The sequence below is a fragment of the Pseudomonas sp. GM78 genome (genome assembly GCF_000282475.1).
GTDB lineage: Bacteria > Pseudomonadota > Gammaproteobacteria > Pseudomonadales > Pseudomonadaceae > Aquipseudomonas.
Genome location: NZ_AKJF01000081.1, coordinates 1 through 23,379, shown reverse-complemented (window position 1 = coordinate 23,379; position 23,379 = coordinate 1). Strand labels below are relative to the sequence as shown.

Annotated in this window: 22 protein-coding genes; 10 read left to right on the top strand and 12 right to left on the bottom strand. The window is 61.8% G+C overall.

Annotated features, from left to right (window positions below; translation table 11 throughout):
• Positions 1-20: 20 nt before the first annotated feature.
• From fis to gcbA, 10 genes are all read right to left on the bottom strand, one after another.
• A complete protein-coding gene (fis, locus tag PMI35_RS18325; protein ID WP_015093301.1) occupies positions 21-341 on the bottom strand; it encodes a DNA-binding transcriptional regulator Fis in 321 nt (106 codons plus the stop codon).
• The gene (dusB, locus tag PMI35_RS18330) at positions 338-1,348 is read right to left on the bottom strand and encodes a tRNA dihydrouridine synthase DusB (RefSeq protein ID WP_008058836.1); all 1,011 of its coding nucleotides are present in this window, start codon (positions 1,346-1,348) and stop codon (positions 338-340) included. The genes fis and dusB overlap by 4 nt, the downstream gene beginning before the upstream one ends.
• Before the next feature lie 185 nt (positions 1,349-1,533).
• Positions 1,534-2,766 (bottom strand): DUF3426 domain-containing protein, encoded by a 1,233-nt coding sequence (locus tag PMI35_RS18335; RefSeq protein ID WP_008058833.1) that lies wholly within the window; start codon positions 2,764-2,766, stop codon positions 1,534-1,536.
• A 30-nt stretch (positions 2,767-2,796) separates the two neighbouring features.
• Positions 2,797-3,675 carry a 50S ribosomal protein L11 methyltransferase gene (prmA, locus tag PMI35_RS18340; RefSeq protein ID WP_008058831.1) on the bottom strand — a complete coding sequence of 293 codons (879 nt, stop codon included), beginning with the start codon at positions 3,673-3,675 and terminating at the stop codon, positions 2,797-2,799.
• A 250-nt stretch (positions 3,676-3,925) separates the two neighbouring features.
• The gene (gene accC, locus PMI35_RS18345) at positions 3,926-5,284 is read right to left on the bottom strand and encodes an acetyl-CoA carboxylase biotin carboxylase subunit (RefSeq protein WP_008058830.1); all 1,359 of its coding nucleotides are present in this window, start codon (positions 5,282-5,284) and stop codon (positions 3,926-3,928) included.
• 17 nt (positions 5,285-5,301) lie between these two features.
• The gene (gene accB / locus PMI35_RS18350) at positions 5,302-5,766 is read right to left on the bottom strand and encodes an acetyl-CoA carboxylase biotin carboxyl carrier protein (RefSeq protein WP_008058828.1); all 465 of its coding nucleotides are present in this window, start codon (positions 5,764-5,766) and stop codon (positions 5,302-5,304) included.
• A gap of 24 nt (positions 5,767-5,790) precedes the next feature.
• Positions 5,791-6,246: a type II 3-dehydroquinate dehydratase gene (gene aroQ, locus PMI35_RS18355; RefSeq protein WP_008058809.1), complete on the bottom strand. Its 456-nt coding sequence runs from the start codon at positions 6,244-6,246 to the stop codon at positions 5,791-5,793.
• A 132-nt stretch (positions 6,247-6,378) separates the two neighbouring features.
• A complete protein-coding gene (locus PMI35_RS18360; protein ID WP_008058808.1) occupies positions 6,379-8,121 on the bottom strand; it encodes a protein-disulfide reductase DsbD in 1,743 nt (580 codons plus the stop codon).
• Between the two features lie 189 nt (positions 8,122-8,310).
• The gene (locus PMI35_RS35890; protein WP_443217058.1) at positions 8,311-9,039 is read right to left on the bottom strand and encodes a methyl-accepting chemotaxis protein; all 729 of its coding nucleotides are present in this window, start codon (positions 9,037-9,039) and stop codon (positions 8,311-8,313) included.
• Positions 9,040-10,362: 1,323 nt separating this feature from the next.
• Positions 10,363-11,979: a diguanylate cyclase GcbA gene (gcbA, locus tag PMI35_RS18370; RefSeq protein ID WP_008058806.1), complete on the bottom strand. Its 1,617-nt coding sequence runs from the start codon at positions 11,977-11,979 to the stop codon at positions 10,363-10,365.
• A 410-nt stretch (positions 11,980-12,389) separates the two neighbouring features.
• Between gcbA and PMI35_RS18375 the strand changes: the two genes are divergently transcribed.
• The 6 genes from PMI35_RS18375 (at position 12,390) to PMI35_RS18400 (ending at position 19,067) form a co-directional block, all read left to right on the top strand.
• Positions 12,390-13,457, top strand: a complete 1,068-nt coding sequence (locus PMI35_RS18375; RefSeq protein WP_008058805.1) for a DUF2333 family protein — start codon at positions 12,390-12,392, stop codon at positions 13,455-13,457.
• Positions 13,458-13,460: 3 nt separating this feature from the next.
• Positions 13,461-14,030, top strand: a complete 570-nt coding sequence (locus PMI35_RS18380; protein WP_008058804.1) for an NUDIX hydrolase — start codon at positions 13,461-13,463, stop codon at positions 14,028-14,030.
• 178 nt (positions 14,031-14,208) lie between these two features.
• Positions 14,209-14,580, top strand: a complete 372-nt coding sequence (locus PMI35_RS18385) for a translation initiation factor Sui1 (RefSeq protein ID WP_007914613.1) — start codon at positions 14,209-14,211, stop codon at positions 14,578-14,580.
• Between the two features lie 219 nt (positions 14,581-14,799).
• Positions 14,800-16,713 (top strand): arginine decarboxylase, encoded by a 1,914-nt coding sequence (gene speA, locus PMI35_RS18390; RefSeq protein WP_008058799.1) that lies wholly within the window; start codon positions 14,800-14,802, stop codon positions 16,711-16,713.
• Positions 16,714-16,944: 231 nt separating this feature from the next.
• Positions 16,945-18,273: a type VI secretion system Vgr family protein gene (locus PMI35_RS18395; protein WP_008058798.1), complete on the top strand. Its 1,329-nt coding sequence runs from the start codon at positions 16,945-16,947 to the stop codon at positions 18,271-18,273.
• Complete coding sequence (locus tag PMI35_RS18400; RefSeq protein ID WP_008058797.1) at positions 18,270-19,067, top strand: DUF4123 domain-containing protein; 798 nt, start codon at positions 18,270-18,272, stop codon at positions 19,065-19,067. Before PMI35_RS18395 ends, PMI35_RS18400 begins: the two co-directional genes overlap by 4 nt.
• A 24-nt stretch (positions 19,068-19,091) precedes the next feature.
• Here PMI35_RS18400 and PMI35_RS18405 read toward each other — a convergent pair whose 3' ends face one another.
• Positions 19,092-20,438, bottom strand: coding sequence for an MATE family efflux transporter (locus tag PMI35_RS18405; RefSeq protein WP_008058796.1), 1,347 nt, complete (start codon positions 20,436-20,438; stop codon positions 19,092-19,094).
• A 49-nt stretch (positions 20,439-20,487) separates the two neighbouring features.
• The gene (locus tag PMI35_RS18410) at positions 20,488-20,781 is read right to left on the bottom strand and encodes a hypothetical protein (protein WP_008058795.1); all 294 of its coding nucleotides are present in this window, start codon (positions 20,779-20,781) and stop codon (positions 20,488-20,490) included.
• Positions 20,782-20,962: 181 nt separating this feature from the next.
• Between PMI35_RS18410 and PMI35_RS18415 the strand changes: the two genes are divergently transcribed.
• The 4 genes from PMI35_RS18415 to PMI35_RS18430 are packed head-to-tail and all read left to right on the top strand — an operon-like array spanning position 20,963 to position 23,260.
• A complete protein-coding gene (locus tag PMI35_RS18415; RefSeq protein WP_008058794.1) occupies positions 20,963-21,265 on the top strand; it encodes a MazG-like family protein in 303 nt (100 codons plus the stop codon).
• Positions 21,265-22,014 (top strand): methyltransferase domain-containing protein, encoded by a 750-nt coding sequence (locus PMI35_RS18420; protein ID WP_008058793.1) that lies wholly within the window; start codon positions 21,265-21,267, stop codon positions 22,012-22,014. Before PMI35_RS18415 ends, PMI35_RS18420 begins: the two co-directional genes overlap by 1 nt.
• Positions 22,015-22,026: 12 nt before the next feature.
• Positions 22,027-22,644, top strand: coding sequence for a DUF4136 domain-containing protein (locus PMI35_RS18425; RefSeq protein ID WP_008058792.1), 618 nt, complete (start codon positions 22,027-22,029; stop codon positions 22,642-22,644).
• 55 nt (positions 22,645-22,699) lie between these two features.
• Complete coding sequence (locus tag PMI35_RS18430) at positions 22,700-23,260, top strand: DUF4136 domain-containing protein (RefSeq protein ID WP_008058791.1); 561 nt, start codon at positions 22,700-22,702, stop codon at positions 23,258-23,260.
• Positions 23,261-23,379 lie beyond the last annotated feature (119 nt).

Below are 23,379 nucleotides of genomic sequence, written 5' to 3'. Positions count from 1 at the left end.
TTTCTGGTTTGATTGAATGCTTACAGCAAATCGTACTGCTTGAGTTTCTTGCGCAGCGTGCCCCGGTTCAGTCCGAGCATCTCGCTGGCCTTGGTCTGGTTGCCCTTGACGTAGTTCATCACGCACTCAAGCAGGGGAGCCTCGACTTCGGAGAGCACCAGGTTGTACACGTCCGTGACGGCAGCGCCCTCAAGGTGGGCGAAATAATTGTGCAGCGCCTTCTCGACACTCCCGCGAAGGGTCTGGCCTTCTTCGCTTGGCGTATTGAGGTGCTGTTTCAAATTCACGTTGTCGCTCACGGGTGTTGTTCCACTCACTAAAGTCTCGGTCATCATCGTCATGCGGCCACCCACTCTCCGTCCCCTGTCAGGCTCTTGTAACGCCCGGCAAAGAACTCCCGAACGTTGGCGCATTGTGCTTCCGTACCATCCAAACGATTGAAGTGGGCGCGAAACTCCCTGGCGCCCGGCAAGGTTGCGAGATACCAGCCCACATGCTTTCGAGCAATGCGTACGCCCATCACGTCTCCATAGAAGGCGTGCAGCGCAGCCAGATGCTCTAGCAGGATGCGTTCCACCTCGATCAGGTCCAGCGCCGGGAGCTTCTCGCCGGTACGCAGGAAATGGTCGATCTCGCGAAAAATCCATGGCCGCCCCTGGGCAGCCCGGCCCACCAACAGGCCATCGGCACCGGTCGCGTCGAGCACGTACCGGGCTTTTTCTGGCGAATTGATATCGCCATTGGCGAAGACCGGCATCGACACCGCCTGCTTGATCGCGGCAATGGTGTCGTACTCGGCTTCACCGGTGTACAGGTCGGCACGGGTGCGGCCATGCACTGCCAGCGCCGTAATGCCTGCCTGTTCAGCGATCTTCGCCACCGTCAGGCCGTTCTTGTTGTCCCGGTCCCAGCCGGTACGGATCTTCAGGGTAACCGGCACATCGACCGCGGCCACGACGGCCTGCAGGATCTCGGTTACCAATGCTTCATCTTTCAACAGCGCGGAGCCGGCGGCCTTGTTGCAGACCTTCTTGGCCGGACAGCCCATGTTGATATCAATAATCTGCGCACCCAGCTCGACGTTGGCCCGGGCTGCATCCGCCAGCATCTGCGCGTCGCCACCGGCGATCTGCACCGAGCGTGGCTCGGGATCACCTGCATGGATCATGCGCATGCGCGACTTGCGGGTGTTCCACAAACTCATGTCGCTGGTGACCATTTCCGAGACTACTAGCCCCGCGCCCAATCGCTTGCACAGCTGACGAAAGGGTTGGTCGGTGACACCCGCCATCGGGGCGAGAATCAAGCCGTTGTGTAATGTGTATGGACCGATGCGTACCGCCGACATAGGACTTCCCTGGTGTGGGGCCGGATCATGAGAGTTCGAAAAAGGGTTGGCATGATACCCGCTCTCGATGACTGGATAAAGGCTGAATTGAACAAAATCTGAACAGTTATTCTGTTATTGCCAGCGGTTTGGTCCGGATGGGCAACGTCATGAAGCCGTCGTCAATTGCCGATCAGTGAATCGTTTCACTCGGGCGAGTGGAAGCTCAGGCTGTAATTCACCGCCTTGGCGCCGGGGTCGAGGATGTCGAGGGCGATGTGGATGGGCGTTTGCGGAGGCATTTCCACCTTGCCTTCGAGGTCGCCGTTCAGGTACTCGCCAGGTTTGAAGCGGCGGCTGGCGATCAGGTGGCCGTTGAGGTCGGCAAAGCGCAGCTCCAGCAGCGGGAAGGGCTGCGAGAAAGGGGCGCGGTTGTAGATGATCGCATCGACCACCAGGGCGCCGCTGAACTCGGGGTGGCTGCGCACCACCAGGTTGCTGCTCTTGATTTTCGCGATGTCGACCTTGGAGGGCACCGTGCAGCCGATTTGCGGGCACAGTTGCTGGAACCAGGGGCGGTACTGGTCCTGGCGCGCCAATTCATCGAAGTGGTAGGCGACGTATTGGCCGACGAGTGCGCCAGCTCCCAGCAGGATCAACAACAGCCAGAACAGCCTCCGACCCCATGGCGAGCGACGTTTTTGCCAATCCAGTTGCAGTGGATCGTCAGTCAGGTCCTGCAGCGCTTCGGCACGAACCCCTGCTTCGCTGCGTTCGCGACGCTTGCGCGGCGGCTCGATCGAAGGCAGGTCGTCGTCGATCTCTGTCGTTGCCGTCATGCGTTCGTGATGTACGGGGGGGACGAGCGGATCGTTCAGGCGCAGTTGCGGAGGCTGCGGTTCATCGTCCAGGTCCACCGGTTCCAGTGACAGCGACGGTTCGGTGCGCGAGGGTTCGCTCGGTGGCGGCGGTGTGTCGAGCACATCGAGTGCGTCAAGGGTGTCGGCCGCTTGGGCACGATCGGCAGCGGACTCGCTGAACAGGCTGTCGGGCCAGGGGGCTTCGTCGTGCTCGGCGCTGTCGCGGCGAGCGCTGAGGGTGTCTTCGCGGTGTCGGCCGAATTCGGTGGTCGGCTGGATTTCCCGCTGTTCAAGCCGGGCGAGTTCTTCGTCCAGGTCGAGACTGTCCAGGTCCAGCTCGGTGGCGGTCCATTGCTTTTGGCTGATGGCGCGCTGCGGCGGCGGTTCGACGGTCTCCCGAGGTGCTGGCGTCGGCGCGGGTGCTTCCTTGCCGGCCTGCTCCAGCAGCTGCTTGGCGGCGTTGAACACCTGCAGGCATGAGCCACAACGAACGACCCCGCGCGCCACGCTCAATTGGGCATGGCTGACGCGGAAGCTGGTTTGGCAATGCGGGCACTGGGTGACGAAGCTGTCGGTCATGCGGCGATCCGGTAGATGCAGGCGTCCATTCTAGCGCCGACGGCCAGTGATGCGCACCCAGCCATCGCGATTGGCGATCGGGTCCAGATCGAAGTCCTTGGCATAAGCTGCGGCCACTTCGTCGCCTTGCTCGGCGAGGATGCCCGACAGCGCCAGGCGACCGCCCGGCCGGACCAGGCCCGACAACTGCGGCGCCAGCGAAACCAGCGGGCCGGCGAGAATATTGGCCACCAGCACATCGGCCTGAACCTGCGGCAGATCTTCGGGCAGGTACAGCGGGAACAGTTCATCGGCGATGCCGTTGCGCCCGGCGTTGTCACGGGAAGCTTCCAGCGCCTGCACGTCGATATCGGTGCCCACGGCCTGTTTGGCGCCCAGCAGCAGCGCGGCAATCGCCAGGATCCCCGAACCGCAGCCGAAGTCCAGTACGTTGCAGTCCTTCAGGTCCTGGCCGTCGAGCCATTCCAGGCACAGCGCGGTGGTCGGGTGTGTGCCGGTACCGAAGGCCAGGCCCGGATCCAGCAACAGGTTCACGGCGTCTGGCTCGGGCGCTGCGTGCCAGCTCGGCACGATCCACAGGCGCTGGCCGAAACGCATCGGCTGGAAGTTGTCCATCCAGCTGCGTTCCCAGTCCTGATCTTCGATCACTTCGCTGTGATGCTCGGGCAGCGGGCTGCCGGTCAGCAACTCAAGGTGGGCCAGTACCGGGCCTGGCTCGGTGCCGCCTTCGAACAGCGCCAACAGGTGAGTGTGGGACCACAGCGGGGTGGTGTTGAGTTCGGGCTCGAAGATTGGCTGGTCTTCGGCGTCCATGAAGGTCACCGACACGGCGCCCACTTCAAGGAAAGCGTCTTCGTAGGTTTCGGCTTGTTCTGGGCTGATGGCGAGACGGACTTGCAGCCAAGGCATGGCGGGCACCTTTGAAAAATATTGATTGCAGCCTAGCGGGCTGCGAGAAGCGCGCAAGTTTACGCGAGCGCGAAGGTTTTGTGGGAGATCCCTTGTGGGAGCGAGCCTGCTCGCGAAGACGGTGTATCAGTCAACATTGATGTTGAATGTGCTGGCCTCTTCGCGAGCAGGCTCGCTCCCACAGGGAAAGCGTGAAGCGTTCAGAAACAACAAGGCCGCCCGAAGGCGGCCTTGTTGATGGGGTCGAAGCTTAGTGCTTCTCGCCAGCCAGCTTGTGCTCGAGGTAGTGAATGTTCACGCCCCCTTTGCAGAAGCCTTCGTCGCGGGTCAGGTCGCGGTGCAGCGGGATGTTGGTCTTGATCCCGTCGACAACGATCTCGTCCAGCGCATTGCGCATGCGCGCCATGGCTTCGTCACGGGTTGCGCCGTAGGTGATCAGCTTGCCGATCAACGAGTCGTAGTTCGGCGGAACGGCATAACCACTGTACAGGTGCGAATCGACGCGAACGCCGTTGCCGCCTGGGGCGTGGAAGTGCTTGACCGTGCCCGGGCTCGGCATGAAGGTTTTCGGGTCTTCGGCGTTGATCCGGCATTCCAGTGCGTGACCGCTGATGACCACGTCATCCTGGGTGAACGACAGCTTGTTGCCGGCGGCGATGCTGAGCATCTCCTTGACGATGTCGATGCCGGTGACCATTTCCGATACCGGGTGCTCTACCTGGACACGAGTGTTCATCTCGATGAAGTAGAAGCGGCCGTTCTCGTACAGGAACTCGAAAGTACCGGCGCCGCGGTAGCCGATGTCGATGCACGCCTTGACGCAGCGGGCGAGGACTTCTTCACGCGCGTTCTCGTCGATGCCCGGTGCCGGCGCTTCTTCGAGAACTTTCTGGTGGCGGCGTTGCAGCGAGCAGTCGCGGTCGCCCAGATGGATCGCCTGGCCCTGGCCGTCGGACAGAACCTGAACTTCGACGTGGCGCGGATTGGTCAGGAATTTTTCCAGATAGACCATCGGGTTGCCGAACGCTGCGCCCGCTTCGGAGCGGGTCAGTTTCGCCGAGGAAATCAGGTCTTCTTCCTTGTGCACCACGCGCATGCCACGACCACCACCGCCGCCAGCGGCCTTGATGATCACCGGGTAACCGACTTCGCGACCGATGCGCAGGGCGGTTTCTTCGTCTTCCGGCAGCGGGCCGTCGGAACCTGGAACGGTCGGTACACCAGCGGCGATCATCGCGTGCTTGGCCGAAACCTTGTCGCCCATCAGGCGGATGGTTTCAGCTTTCGGGCCGATGAAGGCGAAGCCGGAGTTCTCGACCTGTTCGGCGAAGTCGGCGTTTTCCGCGAGGAAACCGTAGCCTGGGTGAATGGCGGTGGCGCCGGTCACTTCGGCCGCGGCAATGATTGCCGGGATGTGCAGGTAGGAGTGGGCGGCCGATGCCGGACCGATGCAGACGGACTCGTCTGCCAGGCCCAGGTGCATCAGTTCCTTGTCAGCCTTGGAATAAACGGCGACGGTCTTGATGCCCATCTCTTTGCAGGCGCGCAGAATCCGCAGTGCGATCTCACCGCGGTTGGCGATCAGAACTTTTTCCAACTTCGCAGTCATCAAAGGCTCTCCGCGGTTCAAACGATGGTGAACAGCGGTTGGTCGTACTCAACCGGCTGGCCGTCTTCGACGAGGATGGATTCGATCACACCGCTGGTTTCAGCTTCGATGTGGTTCATCATCTTCATGGCTTCAACGATGCACAGGGTGTCGCCTTTCTTCACGGTCTGGCCGACTTCAACGAAGGACGGCGAGGTTGGCGAAGACTTGCGGTAGAACGTACCGACCATCGGCGAACGGGCAACGGCGCCGTTCAGTGCTGGCGCGGCGGGAGCTGCAGGGGCGGCAGCGGCAGCCGGAGCGGCGGCAGCGGCAGGCGCGGCAACCGGAGCAGGCATCGGAGCTGGTGCGTAGTACTGCTGAGCCGGGGTCTTGCTATGACGGCTGATGCGTACGGACTCTTCGCCTTCCTTGATCTCGAGCTCGTCGATGCCGGACTCTTCCAGCAATTCGATCAGTTTCTTAACTTTACGGATATCCATGAATCATCAACTCCCAAGGGTCGGTCAGGGGCGTTTAGCTTGTTGTTCAAGCTGCTCTAGTGCGGCCTCCAGGGCCAGTCGATAACCGCTGGCGCCAAGGCCGCAGATCACTCCTACCGCTACGTCGGAGAAGTAAGAGTGATGGCGGAAAGGTTCTCGTTTGTGCACGTTAGACAAATGCACTTCGATGAATGGGATGCTCACCGCCAGCAGCGCGTCACGTAATGCGACACTTGTATGCGTAAAAGCTGCTGGGTTGATCAGAATGAAGTCCACGCCTTCGCTGCGGGCGGCATGGATGCGATCGATCAATTCGTACTCGGCATTGCTTTGCAGGTGCAGCAAATGGTGGCCGGCTTCACGGGCGCGGCGTTCCAGGTCCTGGTTGATCTGCGCCAGCGTCGTAGCGCCGTAGGTGCCCGGTTCGCGGGTGCCCAGCAGGTTCAGGTTGGGTCCATGCAATACGAGTAGCGTTGCCATCGGCTGTTCCTTGGTTATCCGTGTGCATTTGTCAGAACCCGGCGACTATGCCGCAAAGCCTTTGTGACTGTCCAGTTCTCTGCAATAGCCAGCACGATGAGCGATGTTTGCGCGAAATATATGACCGCCTTATTAAATCCGGTCATTAGCCTTGTCGACACGTTCGACGAAGTCCCTGGCATTGATCTCGCCAATGACCCGCACATCGACGCGTTCGGCGCCGTCCTTGCCGAAAAACATCAAGGCGGGAGGGCCGAACAGTTGGTAACGGTCGAGCAGGGCACGTTGTTCGGCGTTGCTGGCGGTGATGTCGAAGCGGATCAGCCGATAGCCCTTGAGGCGTTCGACGACGTTGGCATTGTCGAGCACTTCATGTTCGATGACTTTGCAGCTGATGCACCAGTCGGCGTACCAGTCGAGCAGCAGCGGGGTGCCGGACGAGCGGGCTTCGGCGAGCACGCGGTCGAGGTCTGCCGGGGTGCTGACGGTTTGCCAGGCGCTGGGGTTTTGCACGGGCTCGTTGCCAACCACCATGGACGGCTGGCTGATCGGGCTGAATGGATCGGTCTGGCCGCTGAGGCCGCCGTACCAACAGGCCAGCGCATAAAACAGCAGGAACATCCCGAGCAATTGGCCCAGGCGTTTTCGCGGCGGTTTGTAGACGAACTCCAGTGCTCCCAGGAACAACCCGACACCCGCGGCCAGCAAGCCGATCAGCAGCAAGGTCACCTGCCCCGGCAGCACCCGGCTGAGCAAGGCGATCGCCAGGCCCAGCAACAACACGCCGATCGCGTTTTTCACGTAGATCAGCCACGGTCCGCTTTTCGGCAACCAGGCGGCGCCGCCGGTGGCCACCAGCAATAGCGGGGCACCCATGCCCAGGCCGAGCATGAACAGTTTCAGGCCCCCGCCCAGTGCATCGCCGCTGGCGCTGATGTACAGCAGCGCACCGGCCAGCGGCGCCGAGACGCATGGCGAAACCAGCAGGCTGGAAACCACGCCCAGTACCGCGGCGCCCCACAGCGAGCCGCCTTCAGTACGGCCGGCAATGCGGTCCAGGCGACTGCTGATGGCGTGGGGCAATTTGAGTTCGAAGACGCCGAACATCGCCAGGGCAAACAGCGCAAAGAACATCGCGAACGGCACCAGCACCCATGCCGATTGCAGGCGTGCCTGCAGATTGAGCTGGGCACCGAACAGGCCCATGAGCGCGCCCAGCAAGGCAAAACAGGCGGCCATCGGCAGCACATAGGCCAACGACAGATTGAAACCACGCCAGCCGCCGACCTGACCACGCAACACCACGCCGGAAAGAATCGGCAGCATGGGCAGCACGCACGGAGTGAAGGTCAGGCCCAGGCCTGCCAGGAAAAACAGCGCCAATTCGCGCCAGTTCCAGGCGTGGGTTGTCGTCGGTCCGCTGCCGTCGATGCCCAGGCGCTCGGTTTCCGGTGGATAACACAGGCCTTTGTCGGCGCAGCCCTGGTAGGTCACCGCCAGCGTGAAGGCGCGTTGATCGGTGCGCGGCAGTTCTACATCGAGTACGCCGTGGTAGACCTCGACATCGCCGAAGTACTCATCGTGCTTTTGTTCGCCCTTGGGCAGTTGTGCCGGGCCGAGGGTGACATCGGCCGGGTCGGCGCGGAACTGGAAGCGATGCCGGTAAAGGTAGTAGCCCTCGGTGGCGACGAAGCGCAGCTTGATCGATTGCGGGGTGCTTTCCACCAGACTCAACTGAAAGGCTTCGCGCACCGGCAGGAAATCGGCACTGTTGTTGATCGAGCCCAGGGTCGAACTGGGACGGCTCTCCAGCAACCCGGCGGCGGTGGCCGGCAGGGCGAATACTAAAAGCAGCAGGCAAAGCAAACGGCGCATGACGATCTCGCGTATCGGAATTGGGGGGATGATAGCGGACGAAGAGCGGGTGTGCAGTGCGGGTAGTTCTATGGTGAATGTTCCGACGCCATCGCTGGCAAGCCAGCTCCCACAAGTATTGACAGTGCTCACAAAATCCGTGAGCGCCCCCTATCCTGTGGGAGCGGGCTTGCCCGCGATGGCGGCCTGTCAGACGCGGAACGCTTGAACGGCAGTGTGCAAACGTCCACCCAACACTAACAAATTCTCCCCTTGCTCACGCCCCTGGCCGATACGCAGCAAGTTATCCCCACCCAGCTGGTGAATGCGCTCACTGTGGTCGCGGATTTCACTGACGGCACCGCTCTGTTGGGCGGTGACATCGGCGATGCGTACCGCTGTGTCGGAAATGGTCTGGATTGCGCCGACGATTTTATCCAGCGCACCGTCCGCCGCCTGCGCCTGGTTGGCGGTGGCTTCGGCGTGTTCGACCTGGGCGCGCATGCCTTCGACCGATTGGCGTGCCGCGGTTTGCAGGCCGGCGATCAGGGTCTGGATTTCGGCCGTGGCCCCGGCGGTGCGTTGTGCCAGCGAGCGCACCTCTTCGGCCACCACGGCAAAGCCGCGGCCCATTTCCCCGGCCCGGGCCGCTTCGATGGCAGCGTTCAAGGCCAGCAGGTTCGTCTGGTCGGCGATCGAGCGGATCACCGTGAGCACGCCACCGATGGTCGCGGACTCTTCCGCCAGGTGCTCGATCATCTGCGCATTGCCTTGCACTTCGCCCACCAGCGCATGCAGGCCGGTAAGGCTCAAACCAATGACTTTCTGGCCATGTTCGACCGCCTGGCCGGCATGGCGGCTGGCGTCGGCGGCCTGGCTGGCGTCGCCGGCGACTTGCTGGATGGTCGCTTCCAGTTCGCCGAGAGAGTCGCGGATCATTGCCGTGTCGCCGGCCTGGTGTTCGGCGCCGCTGTGCAGGTCATTGCTCAGCGCGGCCAGGGTTCGACTGCTGCCGGCGACCTGTTCGGCATTGAGCCGAATGGTCCCCACCAGATCCACCAGGTAGGCGCGCAAGCGATTGAGCGAGGCTTCGATATCGTGCAATTCGCGGTTGGTGTTGCCCAGCTGGATGTCCCGGCTGAAGTCGCCTTCCGCCCAGGTCGACAAGGCCGGTGCGAGGTTGGTCAGGGTCCGGGCCAGGCGTCGTTGCAGGGTGTCGATCAGCAGGGCGATCAACAGGATCAAGCCGATCATCAGCCCTTGCATCATTCGGACTTCGCTCTGGATCTGCCCATGCTGGGCGCGTACCACCGGCTCCAGCCCGGCGATGGCGTGTTGCACGGCGGCGATCTTCAGGTGCGTCGCGGCACTGAGTTCGGCGCGTTTCTGGATCTGCTCGCGGGTACGCGACAGTTCCGCCGGGTAGCGACCGAGCAGGCTGTTGAGCTCACGCTTGAAGCCGACGCCGGCATCTTCGGCGGCGGCTTTCTCGCTGTTCTCCAGGCCCATCATCGCGGCGAAATCATCGGTGTTCGATTCAGCGCTGGCGGTCACGCCCAATAACGGCAGGGCGTCCAGTTGCTCGGCCTGGCTACGGATGTTGTTGATTTCGCGCTCGACGTCGGCGGCCAGTTCGCTGCGGCCGCTGCTGACCAGTTTGTCCCGGGCCAGTGACAACTTGCCCAGGTGCTGGGAGGCGGTGAGTAGCGGGGTCAGGTAGCTCGCGTTGCCGCTGGCGTACTGGCTGAGTTGATCAAGGCTGGCGCCCAGCTCTCGTTCGGCTTGCAGGAGCAGGGCCTGTGGGTCGCTCGCGAGCTTGCCGGCGGCCAGCAGATCGGTTTTGCTGAATTCATCCAGGTTGGTCAGGCTCGGGCGCAAGGTTTCAGCCAGGTCCGGTGGCAACTCGCCGAGCTCATTTTGTAGTGTGGCGATGGCCTGGCTGGCGCTGCTCAAGCGCAGCGCATCGCCGCTGGCGAGGTAATCCACAATATTGCGTGCCACGTCATTCTGGAACTGCTGGGACAACCCCAGGTAGCGCTCCATCAACAGATAGGGGCGTTCGAGGGCTTTTTGCGACCACCAGAGTGTGGCGCCAAGGGCCACGCACACGGCAACTAAAAGCAGGGTATTGAGATTGGTCAGCAGTTTCAGGCGCATCAAGGACTACCAACGGCAGAATGGTAAGTGCCTGAAGTTATTGCGTTTGTGTTACAGGGTTATGACCGTATCGGGCTCTTCCGATGAAAAAGTGGCACTTTGCTTTTATGCCCGGGCGGCCTGCACCCGGTTGCGTCCCGCGCCCTTGGCACGGTACAGCGCCTCATCCGCCTGGCTGGCCATCAACAGGCTGTCGGAGTGTTCGCTGAGGTCTACCACGCCGGCACTGAACGTGCACCAGAGATCCTGGGGTTGCGCGGGATAATGAATCTCGGCAAAACGCTTGCGGATGTCGTCGAGCACTTTGACGGCCGCTTCGAGGTCGGTATCGGGCATGACAATGGCGAACTCCTCGCCACCGTAGCGGCCGATGAAGTCAGTCTTGCGCAAGCGCTGTTTAAGGAATAGCGCCAGGCTCTTGATCACCCGGTCGCCCATGGGGTGGCCGTGACTGTCGTTGACGCGCTTGAAGTGATCGATGTCGAGCATCGCAAAGCTCAGCGGCTTGCCCTCGCGGCGCGCACGAAAGCTGCAGTCTTCGAGCAATTGCAGGATGTGCGTGTGGTTGTACAGGCCGGTGAGGCTGTCGCGCACCATTCGTGCCTTGAGGTTGCGTGCCCGTGCGGCCCGGTTGCGCACGGTTGTGATCAGGTGTCGGGGCTTGATGGGTTTGGTCAGGAAGTCGTCGCCGCCCTCGCTCATGGCATCGAGTTGCTTGTCGAGGTCGTCCTCGGCCGAAAGGTAAATGATCGGCACGCTGACGTAGCGGTCGTTATGGCGGATCACCTTGGCCAGTTCCGTACCGGTGCAGGCCGGCATGTACATGTCGAGGATGATCAGGTCCGGTTGAAAGTCCGCCAGCTCGGCCATGGCCTGGATCGGCTCGAGCAAGGTCCGGGTAATGATCCCGGCGCTGTTGAGCAGGCGTTCGGTGTGCAAGGCCTGGGCGCGCGAATCGTCGATGATCAGCACTTTATAAGGCTCGTACTGGGCGACGCAGGTCAGCACTTCGATTTTTTCCAGCAGGCTTGATGCCTCAAGGGTGCCGGTGAGGAACTCCTGGCCACCGGCGCGCACGGCGGCGAGGCGGGTCGGGGTGTCGGTTTCATGCAAGCTGAAAAACAGCAGCGGCAAACGCTGGTCGAGACCTTCCTGGGCTTCGGCCGCCAGTTTCAGGCCTATGCCTGGGCCGCTGAAGTCAACGTCCATGACGATGGCTGCCGGCAGGCGCTCGACCATGGAGGAGCGGAATGCCGGCACGCTCTCCAGGGATTGGGCGCTGAGGCCGAAAAATTCAAGCTGCTTGGCCAGCCGCTCGGCACGGTCATGATCCTGCAGCATCACATAGACTGGTTTGCGCAAGGGCGGCAGGAACGTTTGGTCGAGCTGATCGCCATGGCGCAGGCCGGTGCGCGACAGGCGCTGCATCAACCGGTTGAGGTCGCTGATCAGGCCGCTGCTGAGGCGTCCGCGATTGGCGTCGACAGCCTCCAGGGACTGGCCGATGTGACGCGCCAGTTGCGTGTGTTCGGGTTGTTCGAAGCGTTCGGCGAAACGCAGCAGGCGCAGGTTGGCCTCGCTCAGTTCCGCCAGTTCCTGGGTCGACCATTCATTGCGTTGCAGGCGTTGCCATATCTCAAGAATCTGACGTGCTTGATGAATTACCCGCTGGGCAAAGTGGTGCTTGAGGCGCTCGCGGCTGGGGTCTTCTGGCTCGGTCATATCCTGACTACTGGTTAGGGGGTACGCTGAGGTCGACTGGTGGCTCTATGCTAGCATCTCTTTTCCGTTACATGAGTGTTGTACGTTAATAATCTGCGACCCCCATCCATTCAGTTTCTGACCAGAGAGTCGCCAATTGCCTGCCAGTTCTTGCTCAGGTCTGGCAATCCTTGGGCTCGGCCAGCATCGAGTGCAATTCTGAAGCTGCTTGCGTCCAGCACGCAGGGCTGCGGTAGCCGATTGTCCATTGCTGGAAAGCGGCAGGTTCTCAGTCTTGGCGGGCTAAGGGATTCCCCTAGGGATAAAGAGATAAATTTCGCTGTAAAGCCAACGGCGGGTGCCGGGCAAAGGCACGTTGTTGTATGGTTGTGGTCGAATCGATGAACTCAAGTAATTGAAAGGATATCGCCATGCTGGACTGGAAGAACCGCGCCGGTAGCGCGCCTGAACGTGCCGCTGAACCGAAGTCGGCCACCCGCAGTTATCTGGGCGGCCTGGTGTTCAGCCGGGCGCTGGCCACGTTGATTGGCATCTACCTGCTGGTGACGATTGCTCTGGGTTGGTACTGGAGCGCGGAACCTGCCCTGTTTCCGGTACAGCAGAATGCGCAGTTGGCCGCCGAACGTGACGGCAAGCAGATGGTGGTTGGCTACACCACGGTTGAAACCCTCAAGAGTGTCGCCGGTACCTTGCTGAACAAGCCGGGCGGCTACATTTCCAACGACCGCCTGCCGCCAGGCCTGTGGATGGACAACATGCCGAGCTGGGAATATGGCGTGCTGGTCCAGGTGCGCGATCTGAGCCGTGCGCTGCGTAAAGACTTCGCCCGCTCGCAATCGCAGTCCACCGAAGACGCCGACCTGGCCAAGGCCGAGCCGCGCTTCAACTTCGACAATAAGAGCTGGGTGCTGCCATCCAGTGAGTCCGAGTTCCAGGAGGGCATCAACTCCCTGACCCGCTATCAGACCCGCCTGTCCGATCCAAACCAGAAGAGCGCGCTGTTCTTTGCCCGTGCCGACAACCTGAACAACTGGCTGGGTGATGTCGGTACCCGTCTGGGTTCGCTGTCACAACGCCTGTCGGCCAGCGTTGGCCGAGTCAAGCTGAATACGGCGTTGAAAACCGAAGTGGTGGCCCCTGGGCAGGTGCCGCAGGTCGATGAAGAGATCGTTGAAACCCCATGGCTGCAGATCGACAACGTGTTCTATGAAGCCCGCGGCCAGGCCTGGGCGCTGTCGCATTTGCTGCGTGCCATCGAAGTGGACTTCGCCGACGTGCTGGCCAAGAAGAATGCCACGGTCAGCGTGCGCCAGATCATTCGTGAACTGGAAGCGTCGCAGGAAGCGGTCTGGAGCCCGATGATCCTCAATGGCAGCGGTTTCGGCGTGCTGGCCAACCACTCGCTGGTGATGGCCAACTACATTTCCCGGGCCAACGCCGCGGTGATCGATTTGCGTCAATTGCTGAATCAGGGCTGAGCCATGGCCGATAGCTCTATCGATAACCTGCGCGAGGCCGCCCATCGGGCGGCCTCCGATGCCGAACAGATCGCCTGGGTCGACGAGCAGGACAACTTGCTCGGCGCCCTGGTGCGGTCTGACTTGCGCGAGCGCGGGCTGATCGGGCGCGGTACCTACATTATGTTGTTCAACTCCGCCGGCGAGCTTTGTGTACACCGGCGCACCCTGAGCAAGGCGATCTATCCGGGTTATTGGGACGTGGCGGCGGGCGGCATGGTGCTCGCCAGCGAAACCTATGCCGAGTCGGCCGCCCGGGAGCTGGAAGAGGAGTTGGGGGTGAGCGGGGTGGAGTTGACCGTTCATGACCACTTTTTCTTCGAGGACACCGGTAATCGCCTCTGGTGTTCGGCGTTTTCGGCGGTGTGGGACGGCCCGCTGATCCTGCAACCGGAAGAGGTGCTGGAAGCGCGCTTCATGCCCATTGAGCAGGTGCTGCGGGATATCGAGCAAAAGCCTTACTGCCCGGACTCTTTGGCGGCATTGAAACGCTATCTGAAGTCTCGCGGGCAAGACGTCGCAATACAGCTATAAATTGGCGCCGATTGGCTCTTAGCAATCGGCGTTTTTGCCGTTACACTGCGCGACCTTTTCAAACTGAGCCGGTATTGCCTGGCTCAGTAGCGCTGCCCCTGCCTGAGTGGGGCTTCGCGGTCGATGGCACCTGCCCAGGTTGCCGCGACCAGTCTTTGTCCTCCCAAGAGGATTGCCGGTGGCCAAAAAAGCCGCATCCTTCGCCGCCCTTGGTGGCCTGGTATTTTCCACCGACGCAGGTCGTCATTGCCCGGAATGCAGTAAACCGGTGGACGCCTGCATCTGCAAACAGACCGTTATCCCGGCCGGCGACGGCATCGCGCGCGTGCGTCGCGAAAGCAAGGGCCGTGGCGGCAAGACGGTGACCACCATCACCGGCGTGCCCTTGGCCGAAGACGCACTCAAGGAGCTGGCCACAACGTTGAAAAAACGCTGTGGTACCGGTGGGGCGTTGAAAGACGGGATCATTGAAATCCAGGGCGATCATGTCGAGCTACTCTTGGCTGAGCTGATCAAGCACGGTTTCAAGGCGAAGAAGTCCGGCGGCTAGCAGCCTCTGTGAAAACCACCCGCGGCTTGATCCAGACCTGCCTGACTGCAGGCCTGGCGTCGTCACCATGGTTTTCACAGAGCCTGTTCATGACCGGTTTCTAAACTCACTGCGGTCGGCGAGGTCTATCCCTTCGTTGACGAACCGTCATTTTCATTCTTTAGACTGCGCCGGCCTGAATCCAGGCGACGCACTATGACTTCTTTATAGGGGACTTCAATGTCCGTACGACGCACACGCAAAGACGATGGCAGCCAATGGACAGTTGCGGACAGCCGCAGTGTTTACGGGATTCGCCATTGGGGGGCCGGGTATTTCGCGATCAATGACGCCGGTCGCGTCGAAGTTCGTCCCAACGGCCCGAGCAGTTCACCCATCGATCTGTTCGAGCAAGTCGAGCAGCTGCGCGAAAGCGGCTTGTCCCTGCCGCTGCTGGTACGTTTTCCCGACATCCTGCAAGACCGCGTGCGTCAGCTGACCGGTGCGTTCGACGCTAACATCGAGCGCCTGGAATACCAGAGCAAGTACACCGCGCTGTACCCGATCAAGGTGAACCAGCAAGAAGCAGTGATCGAAAACATCATCGCCACCCAGAACGTGTCGATCGGCCTGGAAGCCGGCTCCAAGCCAGAGCTTCTGGCAGTGCTGGCGCTGGCGCCGAAGGGCGGCACCATCGTCTGCAACGGCTATAAGGACCGCGAGTTCATCCGCCTGGCGCTGATGGGTCAGAAGCTCGGCCACAACGTGTTCATCGTGATCGAGAAAGAATCCGAAGTCGGCCTGGTGATCGAAGAAGCCGCCTCGCTCAAGGTCAAGCCACAGGTTGGCCTGCGCGTGCGCCTGTCGTCCCTGGCCTCGAGCAAGTGGGCCGACACCGGTGGCGAGAAATCCAAGTTCGGCCTGTCGGCGGCGCAACTGCTGTCGGTGGTCGAGCGCTTCCGCGCCGCGGGCCTGGACCAGGGCATCCGCCTGCTGCACTTCCACATGGGCTCGCAGATCGCCAACCTGGCGGACTACCAGCACGGTTTCAAGGAAGCGATCCGTTACTACGGCGAGTTGCGCAACCTCGGTCTGCCGGTGGATCACATCGACGTCGGTGGCGGTTTGGGCGTGGACTACGACGGTACGCACTCGCGTAACGCCAGCTCGATCAACTACGACATGGACGATTACGCCGGTGTCGTGGTCGGCATGCTCAAGGAATTCTGCGACGCGCAGAGCCTGCCGCACCCGAACATTTTCTCCGAAAGCGGCCGCTCCCTGACCGCCCACCACGCCATGCTGGTGATCCAGGTGACCGACGTCGAGAAGCACAACGACGACGTGCCACAGATCGAGAACAAGGAAGCGCTGCCGGAAACCGTGCAGTGGCTGGTGGATTTGCTGGGCCCGACCGACATCGAGATGGTCACCGAAACCTACTGGCGCGCCACGCACTACATGAGCGACGTCGCCGCCCAGTACGCCGACGGCAAGCTGACCCTGGCCGAAAAAGCCCTGGCCGAGCAATGCTACTTCGCCGTGTGCCGTCGCCTGCACAACTCGTTGAAGGCACGCCAGCGCTCCCATCGCCAGGTGCTCGACGAGCTCAACGACAAGCTGGCCGACAAGTACATCTGCAACTTCTCGGTATTCCAGAGCCTGCCGGACACCTGGGCCATCGACCAGGTACTGCCGATCATTCCGCTGCACCGCCTGGACGAAGAGCCTCTGCGTCGCGCGGTGCTGCAGGACCTGACCTGCGATTCCGACGGCAAGATCAACCAGTACGTCGACGAGCAGAGCATCGAAACCAGCCTGCCGGTGCACGCCCTGAACGAAGGCGAGGACTACCTGCTGGGCGTGTTCCTGGTCGGCGCCTACCAGGAAATCCTCGGCGACATGCACAACCTGTTCGGTGACACCGACTCGGTGAATATCTACCAGAACGCTGACGGCAGCGTGTACCACGCCGGTATCGAGACCCACGACACCATCGAAGACATGCTGCGCTACGTCCACCTGTCGCCGGAAGAACTGATGACCCACTACCGTGACAAGTGCGCCAGTGCCCGTATCAGTGCCAGCGAGCGCACCCAATTCCTCGATGCCCTGCGTCTGGGCCTGACCCGTTCCTCTTACCTGTCTTCCTGAGGTAAGCACCGCGCTCACCGGGTTGTCTGAAAATTTACCTTTTGCTTCGGAAATTTCAGATGACCCGGTAGGGCAATTCTCTTTCTTCTAGCGAAAAAGACCGCGACTTGGCCGTCCAAGGGATTTCGTCCTCTTTTCGCGTAGGTCTTTTCCTAAGTTGTATTTCGCCCCTCTACTCGGCCATGTCTCTCGGCGAGAATCCCCGGCTTTCCCTCCTGTAGAGAAACGCCCATGGTCGATCCAGTCAACGAGCCGTCATTTCGTCTGGACGTAGCAGGTCTGTCCAAAGCCTTCGAGGTTCTGTCCTTTGCCGGTAGAGAATCCATTAGCGAGCCCTTCGTGTTCGACGTGGACCTGCTGATCGAAGACCCGACGCTCGACCTCGCCAGCTTGCTGTACCGTTCGGCCTCCTTGCTGTTCGGGCCGGCGGGAAACGCCATCCATGGACAGTTGCATGAACTGGTCCAGCGCGATCACGGCCAGGGGATCAGGCTCTGTCAGGTTCGGCTGGGGCCCAAACTCGCCTGTCTGGACCAGCGCTTCAGCCAGCGTATTTTCAGCGGACGTTCAGTGCCGCAGATACTGGATCAGGTGCTCAGGGAGCACGGCATCGGCGATCAGGATCGGCGCTTTGAACTGGCTGGCGATTACCCGCCCCGTGATTTCTGCACGCAGTACCGGGAATCGGACCTGCAGTTTCTGCAGCGCTTGTGTGCCCAGGAGCGCCTGCACTACTACTTCGAACACCGCGCTGATGGGCATTGCGTGGTGTTCGGCGATGGGCCGGGGAATTTTCAGAGCGCTGAAGCAGCGGTCTTCCGTGCGGCGGGCGGGCAAGCGGCAGTGCGTCGTTTCGAGGTCAAGCGCTGCACCGATGGCGCGGCGCAGCGCGTGGAATGTGACACCGACCTGGCAACGCTGCGCAGCGGCCAGCTCATGCCATTGTCCGGTCATCCGGTTGCCGAATGGAATCAGCCGTGGTTGTTGACCCATATCGAGCACCAAGGCGCACAGGCGGCGAGCCAGACCTACAGCAACAAGGTGCGGACGGAGCACTGGGTATCACCCCTTGAAACACCGCATGTGGCGGTGAAGCCACGGATGCACAGCCTGCAACGTGCCTGGGTGGTCGATGTCGATGAGCCGCAACCTGATCCATCCAGGCCAGTGGCGGTGCAGTTTGACTGGGTTTATCAGGGGGAGGGCGCGGTATCCAGCCACTGTTGGCTGCCATTGGCTGCGCCATTGAACGCGGCGGGCAGCCTCCGGTTGGCTGAAGGCACGGAGGTGGTGGTGAGCTTCACCGAAGGTGATCCGGACCGGCCGTTGATTACCGGGTTTCTGCACGGCCCCGCCGGTGCCGAAGCAGACGAGGTGCCCAACCCTGCCGCCACGGATCTCGAAGATTACCCGCTCGACGGTGTGCAACAGTGGCTGTGTTCGGGCGAGCCCCTGATGCTGCTGTGCCTGCTGCCCGGTGGCGGCAGTTTCAATCATTGCGCACAGGCACCCTGCGTCTGCCGCGCGGCCACTCGCCTTGGCCAGAGCGGTGCGGCATGAGCGCGGCACAGGCGCCGAATGCGAACCCGCAATGGTTGTTGCTGGACATTCCGGGCGGACCGCAGGCGGGTATGACCCTGCAGGACACGTTTGCCCATGCCCATCGGTTCAGGTTGTTCGACGACACCGAGTGGCAGGCACTGCAGGAGCAGGGGCCGGTACTCGTTGATCTGCGCAGCTGCCCGGCCCTGGCCGATCTCTACCGCGTCGACGGGCAACGCTGGCGCGGGTTGCTGATGTTCAGCGAGGCGCCGGCATCGACATTGCTGGCGCATCTGCGGCGCATGCTCAGCGTCTCGTTCAACCTGCATCACCGTGCCTTGTTGAGTTACTACAACCCAAACACCGCCAGTTATTTTTTTGATGCCTGCGATGCCGAGGAGCTCAGTCGCTGGTTGGGGCCTATCAGCCAGTTACGCTGGTTCGGCGGCACCTGGGCGGACCGCGCGCTCGGCTGTCAGGGTTGGCAGCAGTTGCTCAACCCGGGGCTTGCCGTGCGCCCCCTGGCGGTCGAGGAGGATCTCACCCCACGGCAGCGGGAAAAACTGCAGACCTGCCTGCTGGAGCACCATGCCTGGCGCTGGAATCGATCCACGGGAGCTGATTTCACGCGTTTGTGGGGCCATATGGAAGAGGGGCTGGCATTGGGTTTCAGCGAGCGCCCGGTGCTTGATGGCTGGATGTGGCTGCGCTTGCAATACCCCGACGCCTGGCTGGTGCAGCCATTGTCGGGTGCTACCCAGCACGAGCGCCTCGAAAGCCTGCGCAAGCTATGGCAGAACGACTCACCCTGATCTGGCGCTGTACACCACGCCGGCTCAGTGCGCGCGGGCGAACCAGCCATCGTTCTGGCGCAGGCGCCAGGCAATCAAGCCAAGCGTCAGGCTGCGCAGCAACATGAACAGCAGGAAGGTTATCCACAAGCCATGGTTGCCATATCCCTGTAGCGCCCAGGCGAACGGCAGCAGTAGTGCCACCGTCAACAGCATGCCATTGCGCATTTCCCTGGCACGGGTGGCGCCGATGAACAGGCCGTCGAGCAGGTAGCTCCAGACCGCGATCAGCGGCAGCACGGCAAGGTAGGGCAGGTACAGGAAGGCGGTGTCGCGCACGCTGGTGATGTCGGTCTGCATCTGGATGAACAGGTGTCCGGCAAACAGAAACAAGCCGGCAAATCCCAGGCTCGCCAGCAATGACCAGCCGCAGGCCACCACCAGGGAGCGGCGAAGGGCATCGCGGTCGCAAGCGCCGATGGCGTGCCCGCACAGGGCTTCCACGGCATGGGCCAGGCCGTCTAGCGCGTGGGCGGTGAGCAGCAAGCCATTGAGCAGCAGGGCATTGGCGGCAACTGTTGCATCACCCAGCCGGGCGCCTTGCACGGTGATCAGGAAAAACACCGACTGCAGCGCCAGGCTACGGATGAAAATGTCGCGGTTGACCGCCAACAACGGTCGCCAGCTCTGCCAGAGCGCCAGGGCGGCCCAGACGATATGGCCGGGATAAGCGCGTAGGGCCTGGCGGGTCAGCGCCAGGCCAATCAGCGCACCGGTCCACTCGGCGATCACCGAAGCCCGGGCCGCCCCCACCACCCCCCATTCCAGGCCAAGGACAAACCACAGGTTAAGGGCAATGTTGACCAGGTTGGTGCTCAGCAGGATCGCCAGCGGCGCGCGGGCGTTCTGCGTGCCGAGAAACCAGCCGACCAGCGCATAGCTGGCCAGGGCCGCGGGCAGGCCGAACAGGCGCGTGTGGAAAAACTCGCGAGTCAACTGGTCCAGTTCCGCCGACGGTTGCATGAAGTGCAGCGCAACCCCGCTCAACGGTACGCCCAAGGCACCCAGGAGCACCGCCAGCCCCATGGCCAGCAGCAGGCCCTGCAACAGAATTTGCCGCAGCGCCGCACCATCCCCGCGTCCCGCGGCCTGGGCGGCAAAACCGGTGGAGCCCATGCGCAGGAAACCCATGGCCCAGGCGAGGAAGGTATAGAGGCTGGCCCCGACCGCCACGGCCCCGAGTTGATGGGCGTGGGGCAGGTGGCCAATGACGGTGCTGTCGACCAGCGCCACCAGCGGTACGGAAATGTTCGAAAGAATCATCGGCGCAGCCAACGCCCAGACCCGACGATGGGTTGGACGGTCGCGCCAGTCGGCGATCAGCTTGGACATGCAGGCTCCTTGGGGAGCAGGCATTGTAGCGACACGGTGGTGGATGGTGTCAGTGCATGATCCAGCTGAGCAGCCACAACCCCAGCATCAACCAGATGATCCCCATGATGAACGCAGCGTTCATGAACGCGCGGATCGCCGACCACAACAGCACCAACCCGACGACCAGGGTGATGATGCTGATGATCGATGTGTCCATCCCCAGTGCCTGGGACAGGCCTTCGACAAAATGGCTACTGGCGCGACTCACCAGTTGGAACAGGCCGCTGAGGCCGTCAACGATGAAGCGGATGACTGAACCGAGGACCTGGCCAAGCCATTCGAAAAAACCTTCTACCTGCATGAAATGAACGTCCTGATCAAAGAAAGGCATGGTTGCCGGATTTGAGCCTTGGGCTATCGACCTCGGGTAGGAGCTGCCGAAGGCTGCGATCTTTTGATTATGGTGCAAAGATCCACGTCACACTTGGACGCTTGCCTTCACTCGCCATCCCCCCGAAGCTATACGCCTTCAGGAGAGCCCGATGAACCTTGTTGAACTGACCGAACGCCTGCACGCCATCCGTGATCGCAATGACTGGCGGCAATTTCACAGCCCGAAAAACCTGGCCATGGCCGCGAGTGTCGAAATGTCCGAGCTGGTGGAAATTTTCCAGTGGCTGAGCGAAGACCAGTCGCGGCAGTTGCCGGCCGACAAGCTAGCCCATGCCGGGCAGGAAATCGGCGATATCGTGCTCTATCTGTTGTTGCTGTGCAGCGAACTGGGGCTGGACATGAATGACGTGGTGCGCAGCAAGCTGTCGGACAGCGAGCGGAGGTTCGGCTGATGAGCGACCGTCATTTCGATCAGCTGGCGACGCGTTTCGCCGAAAAAATCTACGGCGGCGCCAAAGGTGCGATTCGCCTGGCGGTGCTGCAGGCCGATCTGGCCGAAGCCCTGCCGGACCGGCCGTTGCGAGTGCTGGATATCGGCGCCGGCCTTGGCCACATGTCGCTGTGGCTGGCCCAGCGTGGCCATCAGGTGACCCTGGCCGAGCCCGCCGAACCCATGCTCGAAGGCGCCCGCCAGCGTTTTGCCGAAGCGGGACAGAATGCAACCTTCATCCAGGCGCCCTGGCAGGAACTACCCGGCCAGCTCACCGAACCCTACGACCTGGTGCTGTGCCATGCCGTGCTGGAATGGCTGGCCGAACCGTACGCCATCCTGCCGGTATTGCATCAGTTGACCAAGGCCGATGGTTGGCTATCCCTGGCCTTCTACAACCGCGATGCGCTGATTTACCGCAACTTGCTCAAGGGTCATTTCCGCAAGATGCGCAAGAACGACATGGCCGGCGAGAAGCAGAGCCTGACCCCGCAACAGCCGCTGGACCCACGGGAGTTGGCCGCGCAACTTGAGGGGCTGTGGCAGGTCGAAAGCCAGAGTGGCGTGCGGGTTTTTCACGATTACATGCCAGTGGAGTTCCAGGCCCGCGCCGAGCTGTCGGACCTGCTCGACATGGAGCTGGCCCATCGTCGCCATCCAGCCTTCGCCGGGCTTGGGCGCTATTTGCACTGGATCTGTCGGCCGGTCTGATCGGAGTCCGAAATGAAAAGTCGTTCAGGGTTGCTGTTGATCTGCCTGGGCCTGGCGGCCTGCCAGGGCAGCAATCCGTACGTGGCAAGTTCCAGACCCTTGCCGCCAGCGCCGCCCCAGGCAGCCAGTACTTTTGATCGCAGCGCTTATCCGGCCCCACCGCGAGACTACGGGCGTTACCGCAGCTGGGCATGGCTCAACGGGCAAATGCCCCCGGGCACCCCGTGGGCGGACTCGGCGCAAGTCGCCGAAGCCGTCAGCAGTGCGCTGGATCAACGCGGCTTGCGGCCTCTGCATGACAATCGGCCGGCGGACCTGTTCGTCAGCGCTGACCTGCGTCTGGAAACCCGCTTGCGTCAGGTCCAGGACGATTACGGCTACTACGGCGGTTATGGCGGCTACAACCGCTATGGTTATGGCCCGGGTTACGGCATGTACGGCAGCGTGCCGATTGTGCGCACTTATGAGGAACAGGTCGTGGTGGTTCACGTCGACCTGTACGACGCAAAAACCGGTGAACCGGTCTGGAGCTCCAGCGCCGAAACCAGCAACCGCGGCAGCCAGGGCGAGCGAGTCGATGCCATTCGGGAGGCTGTAGAAAAGGCAATGTCGGCGTATCCTCCTAGTTAGCTTCCTGTGGTCAAGAAGCACTTCGCAGGTTCATGTCTTCTACCGGAGAATCATCATGTTCCGCCGTCTCGCTTTACTGGCAGTGGCCGTACTGCTCAGTGCCTGCGCCGCCAACCAGGTCAATCATGACTTCGATGCCAGCCGCGATTTTGCCGCCTATCGCAGCTGGAGCTGGAAAGAACCCGCGCTGCAATACCGTCCCGACGACCCCAGGATCAAGAGCGACCTGACCGAACAGCGTGTGCGCGAATCGGTGGTCGAGCAGCTAGACCAGCGAGGCCTGCGCCAGGCGGGCGCCGGTGCCAAGGGGGACGTGAGTGTCCAGGCCTATTTGATTGTCGAAGATCGCCAGCAACAGGTGACGACCAACTACGGCGGCGGTTGGGGCTACCCTTGGTACGGCTACTATGGCGCGCCGATGTACAACGAAACCCGCCTGGTGTCCTACAAGGTCGCGACGATCCAGATCGACATGCTCGACGGCAAGGACGGCAAGCTGGTATGGCGCGGCAGTGACGAACAGATACTCAGCCGCACCCCGAACCCGACGGACCGAAGTAATGCGATCCACGAAACGGTCACGCGGATTTTGGCCAATTACCCACCTCATCGATAACAACGCACCTCCCCCTCTGTAGGAGCGAGGCTTGCCCGCGAAGAACGATGACGCGGTACTACAGATACACCGCGGCGTCTGGTTCGCCGGCAAGCCTGGCTCCTTGTATGTTGGCCAAA

What these genes read in the sequence shown, in the direction of transcription:
- gcbA (WP_008058806.1), bottom strand. Translation starts at nt 11,979, where the DNA reads ATGACCGAGCCAGAAGACCCCAGCCGCGAGCGCCTCAAGCACCACTTT.
- fis (WP_015093301.1), bottom strand. Translation starts at nt 341, where the DNA reads ATGACGATGATGACCGAGACTTTAGTGAGTGGAACAACACCCGTGAGC.
- dusB (WP_008058836.1), bottom strand. Translation starts at nt 1,348, where the DNA reads ATGTCGGCGGTACGCATCGGTCCATACACATTACACAACGGCTTGATT.
- PMI35_RS18405 (WP_008058796.1), bottom strand. Translation starts at nt 20,438, where the DNA reads ATGTCCAAGCTGATCGCCGACTGGCGCGACCGTCCAACCCATCGTCGG.
- accB (WP_008058828.1), bottom strand. Translation starts at nt 5,766, where the DNA reads ATGGATATCCGTAAAGTTAAGAAACTGATCGAATTGCTGGAAGAGTCC.
- accC (WP_008058830.1), bottom strand. Translation starts at nt 5,284, where the DNA reads ATGACTGCGAAGTTGGAAAAAGTTCTGATCGCCAACCGCGGTGAGATC.
- PMI35_RS18380 (WP_008058804.1), top strand. Translation starts at nt 13,461, where the DNA reads ATGGCCGATAGCTCTATCGATAACCTGCGCGAGGCCGCCCATCGGGCG.
- PMI35_RS18425 (WP_008058792.1), top strand. Translation starts at nt 22,027, where the DNA reads ATGAAAAGTCGTTCAGGGTTGCTGTTGATCTGCCTGGGCCTGGCGGCC.
- PMI35_RS18335 (WP_008058833.1), bottom strand. Translation starts at nt 2,766, where the DNA reads ATGACCGACAGCTTCGTCACCCAGTGCCCGCATTGCCAAACCAGCTTC.
- speA (WP_008058799.1), top strand. Translation starts at nt 14,800, where the DNA reads ATGTCCGTACGACGCACACGCAAAGACGATGGCAGCCAATGGACAGTT.
- PMI35_RS18420 (WP_008058793.1), top strand. Translation starts at nt 21,265, where the DNA reads ATGAGCGACCGTCATTTCGATCAGCTGGCGACGCGTTTCGCCGAAAAA.
- PMI35_RS35890 (WP_443217058.1), bottom strand. Translation starts at nt 9,039, where the DNA reads ATGATCCGCGACTCTCTCGGCGAACTGGAAGCGACCATCCAGCAAGTC.
- prmA (WP_008058831.1), bottom strand. Translation starts at nt 3,675, where the DNA reads ATGCCTTGGCTGCAAGTCCGTCTCGCCATCAGCCCAGAACAAGCCGAA.
- PMI35_RS18375 (WP_008058805.1), top strand. Translation starts at nt 12,390, where the DNA reads ATGCTGGACTGGAAGAACCGCGCCGGTAGCGCGCCTGAACGTGCCGCT.
- PMI35_RS18430 (WP_008058791.1), top strand. Translation starts at nt 22,700, where the DNA reads ATGTTCCGCCGTCTCGCTTTACTGGCAGTGGCCGTACTGCTCAGTGCC.
- PMI35_RS18395 (WP_008058798.1), top strand. Translation starts at nt 16,945, where the DNA reads ATGGTCGATCCAGTCAACGAGCCGTCATTTCGTCTGGACGTAGCAGGT.
- PMI35_RS18410 (WP_008058795.1), bottom strand. Translation starts at nt 20,781, where the DNA reads ATGCAGGTAGAAGGTTTTTTCGAATGGCTTGGCCAGGTCCTCGGTTCA.
- PMI35_RS18400 (WP_008058797.1), top strand. Translation starts at nt 18,270, where the DNA reads ATGAGCGCGGCACAGGCGCCGAATGCGAACCCGCAATGGTTGTTGCTG.
- aroQ (WP_008058809.1), bottom strand. Translation starts at nt 6,246, where the DNA reads ATGGCAACGCTACTCGTATTGCATGGACCCAACCTGAACCTGCTGGGC.
- PMI35_RS18360 (WP_008058808.1), bottom strand. Translation starts at nt 8,121, where the DNA reads ATGCGCCGTTTGCTTTGCCTGCTGCTTTTAGTATTCGCCCTGCCGGCC.
- PMI35_RS18415 (WP_008058794.1), top strand. Translation starts at nt 20,963, where the DNA reads ATGAACCTTGTTGAACTGACCGAACGCCTGCACGCCATCCGTGATCGC.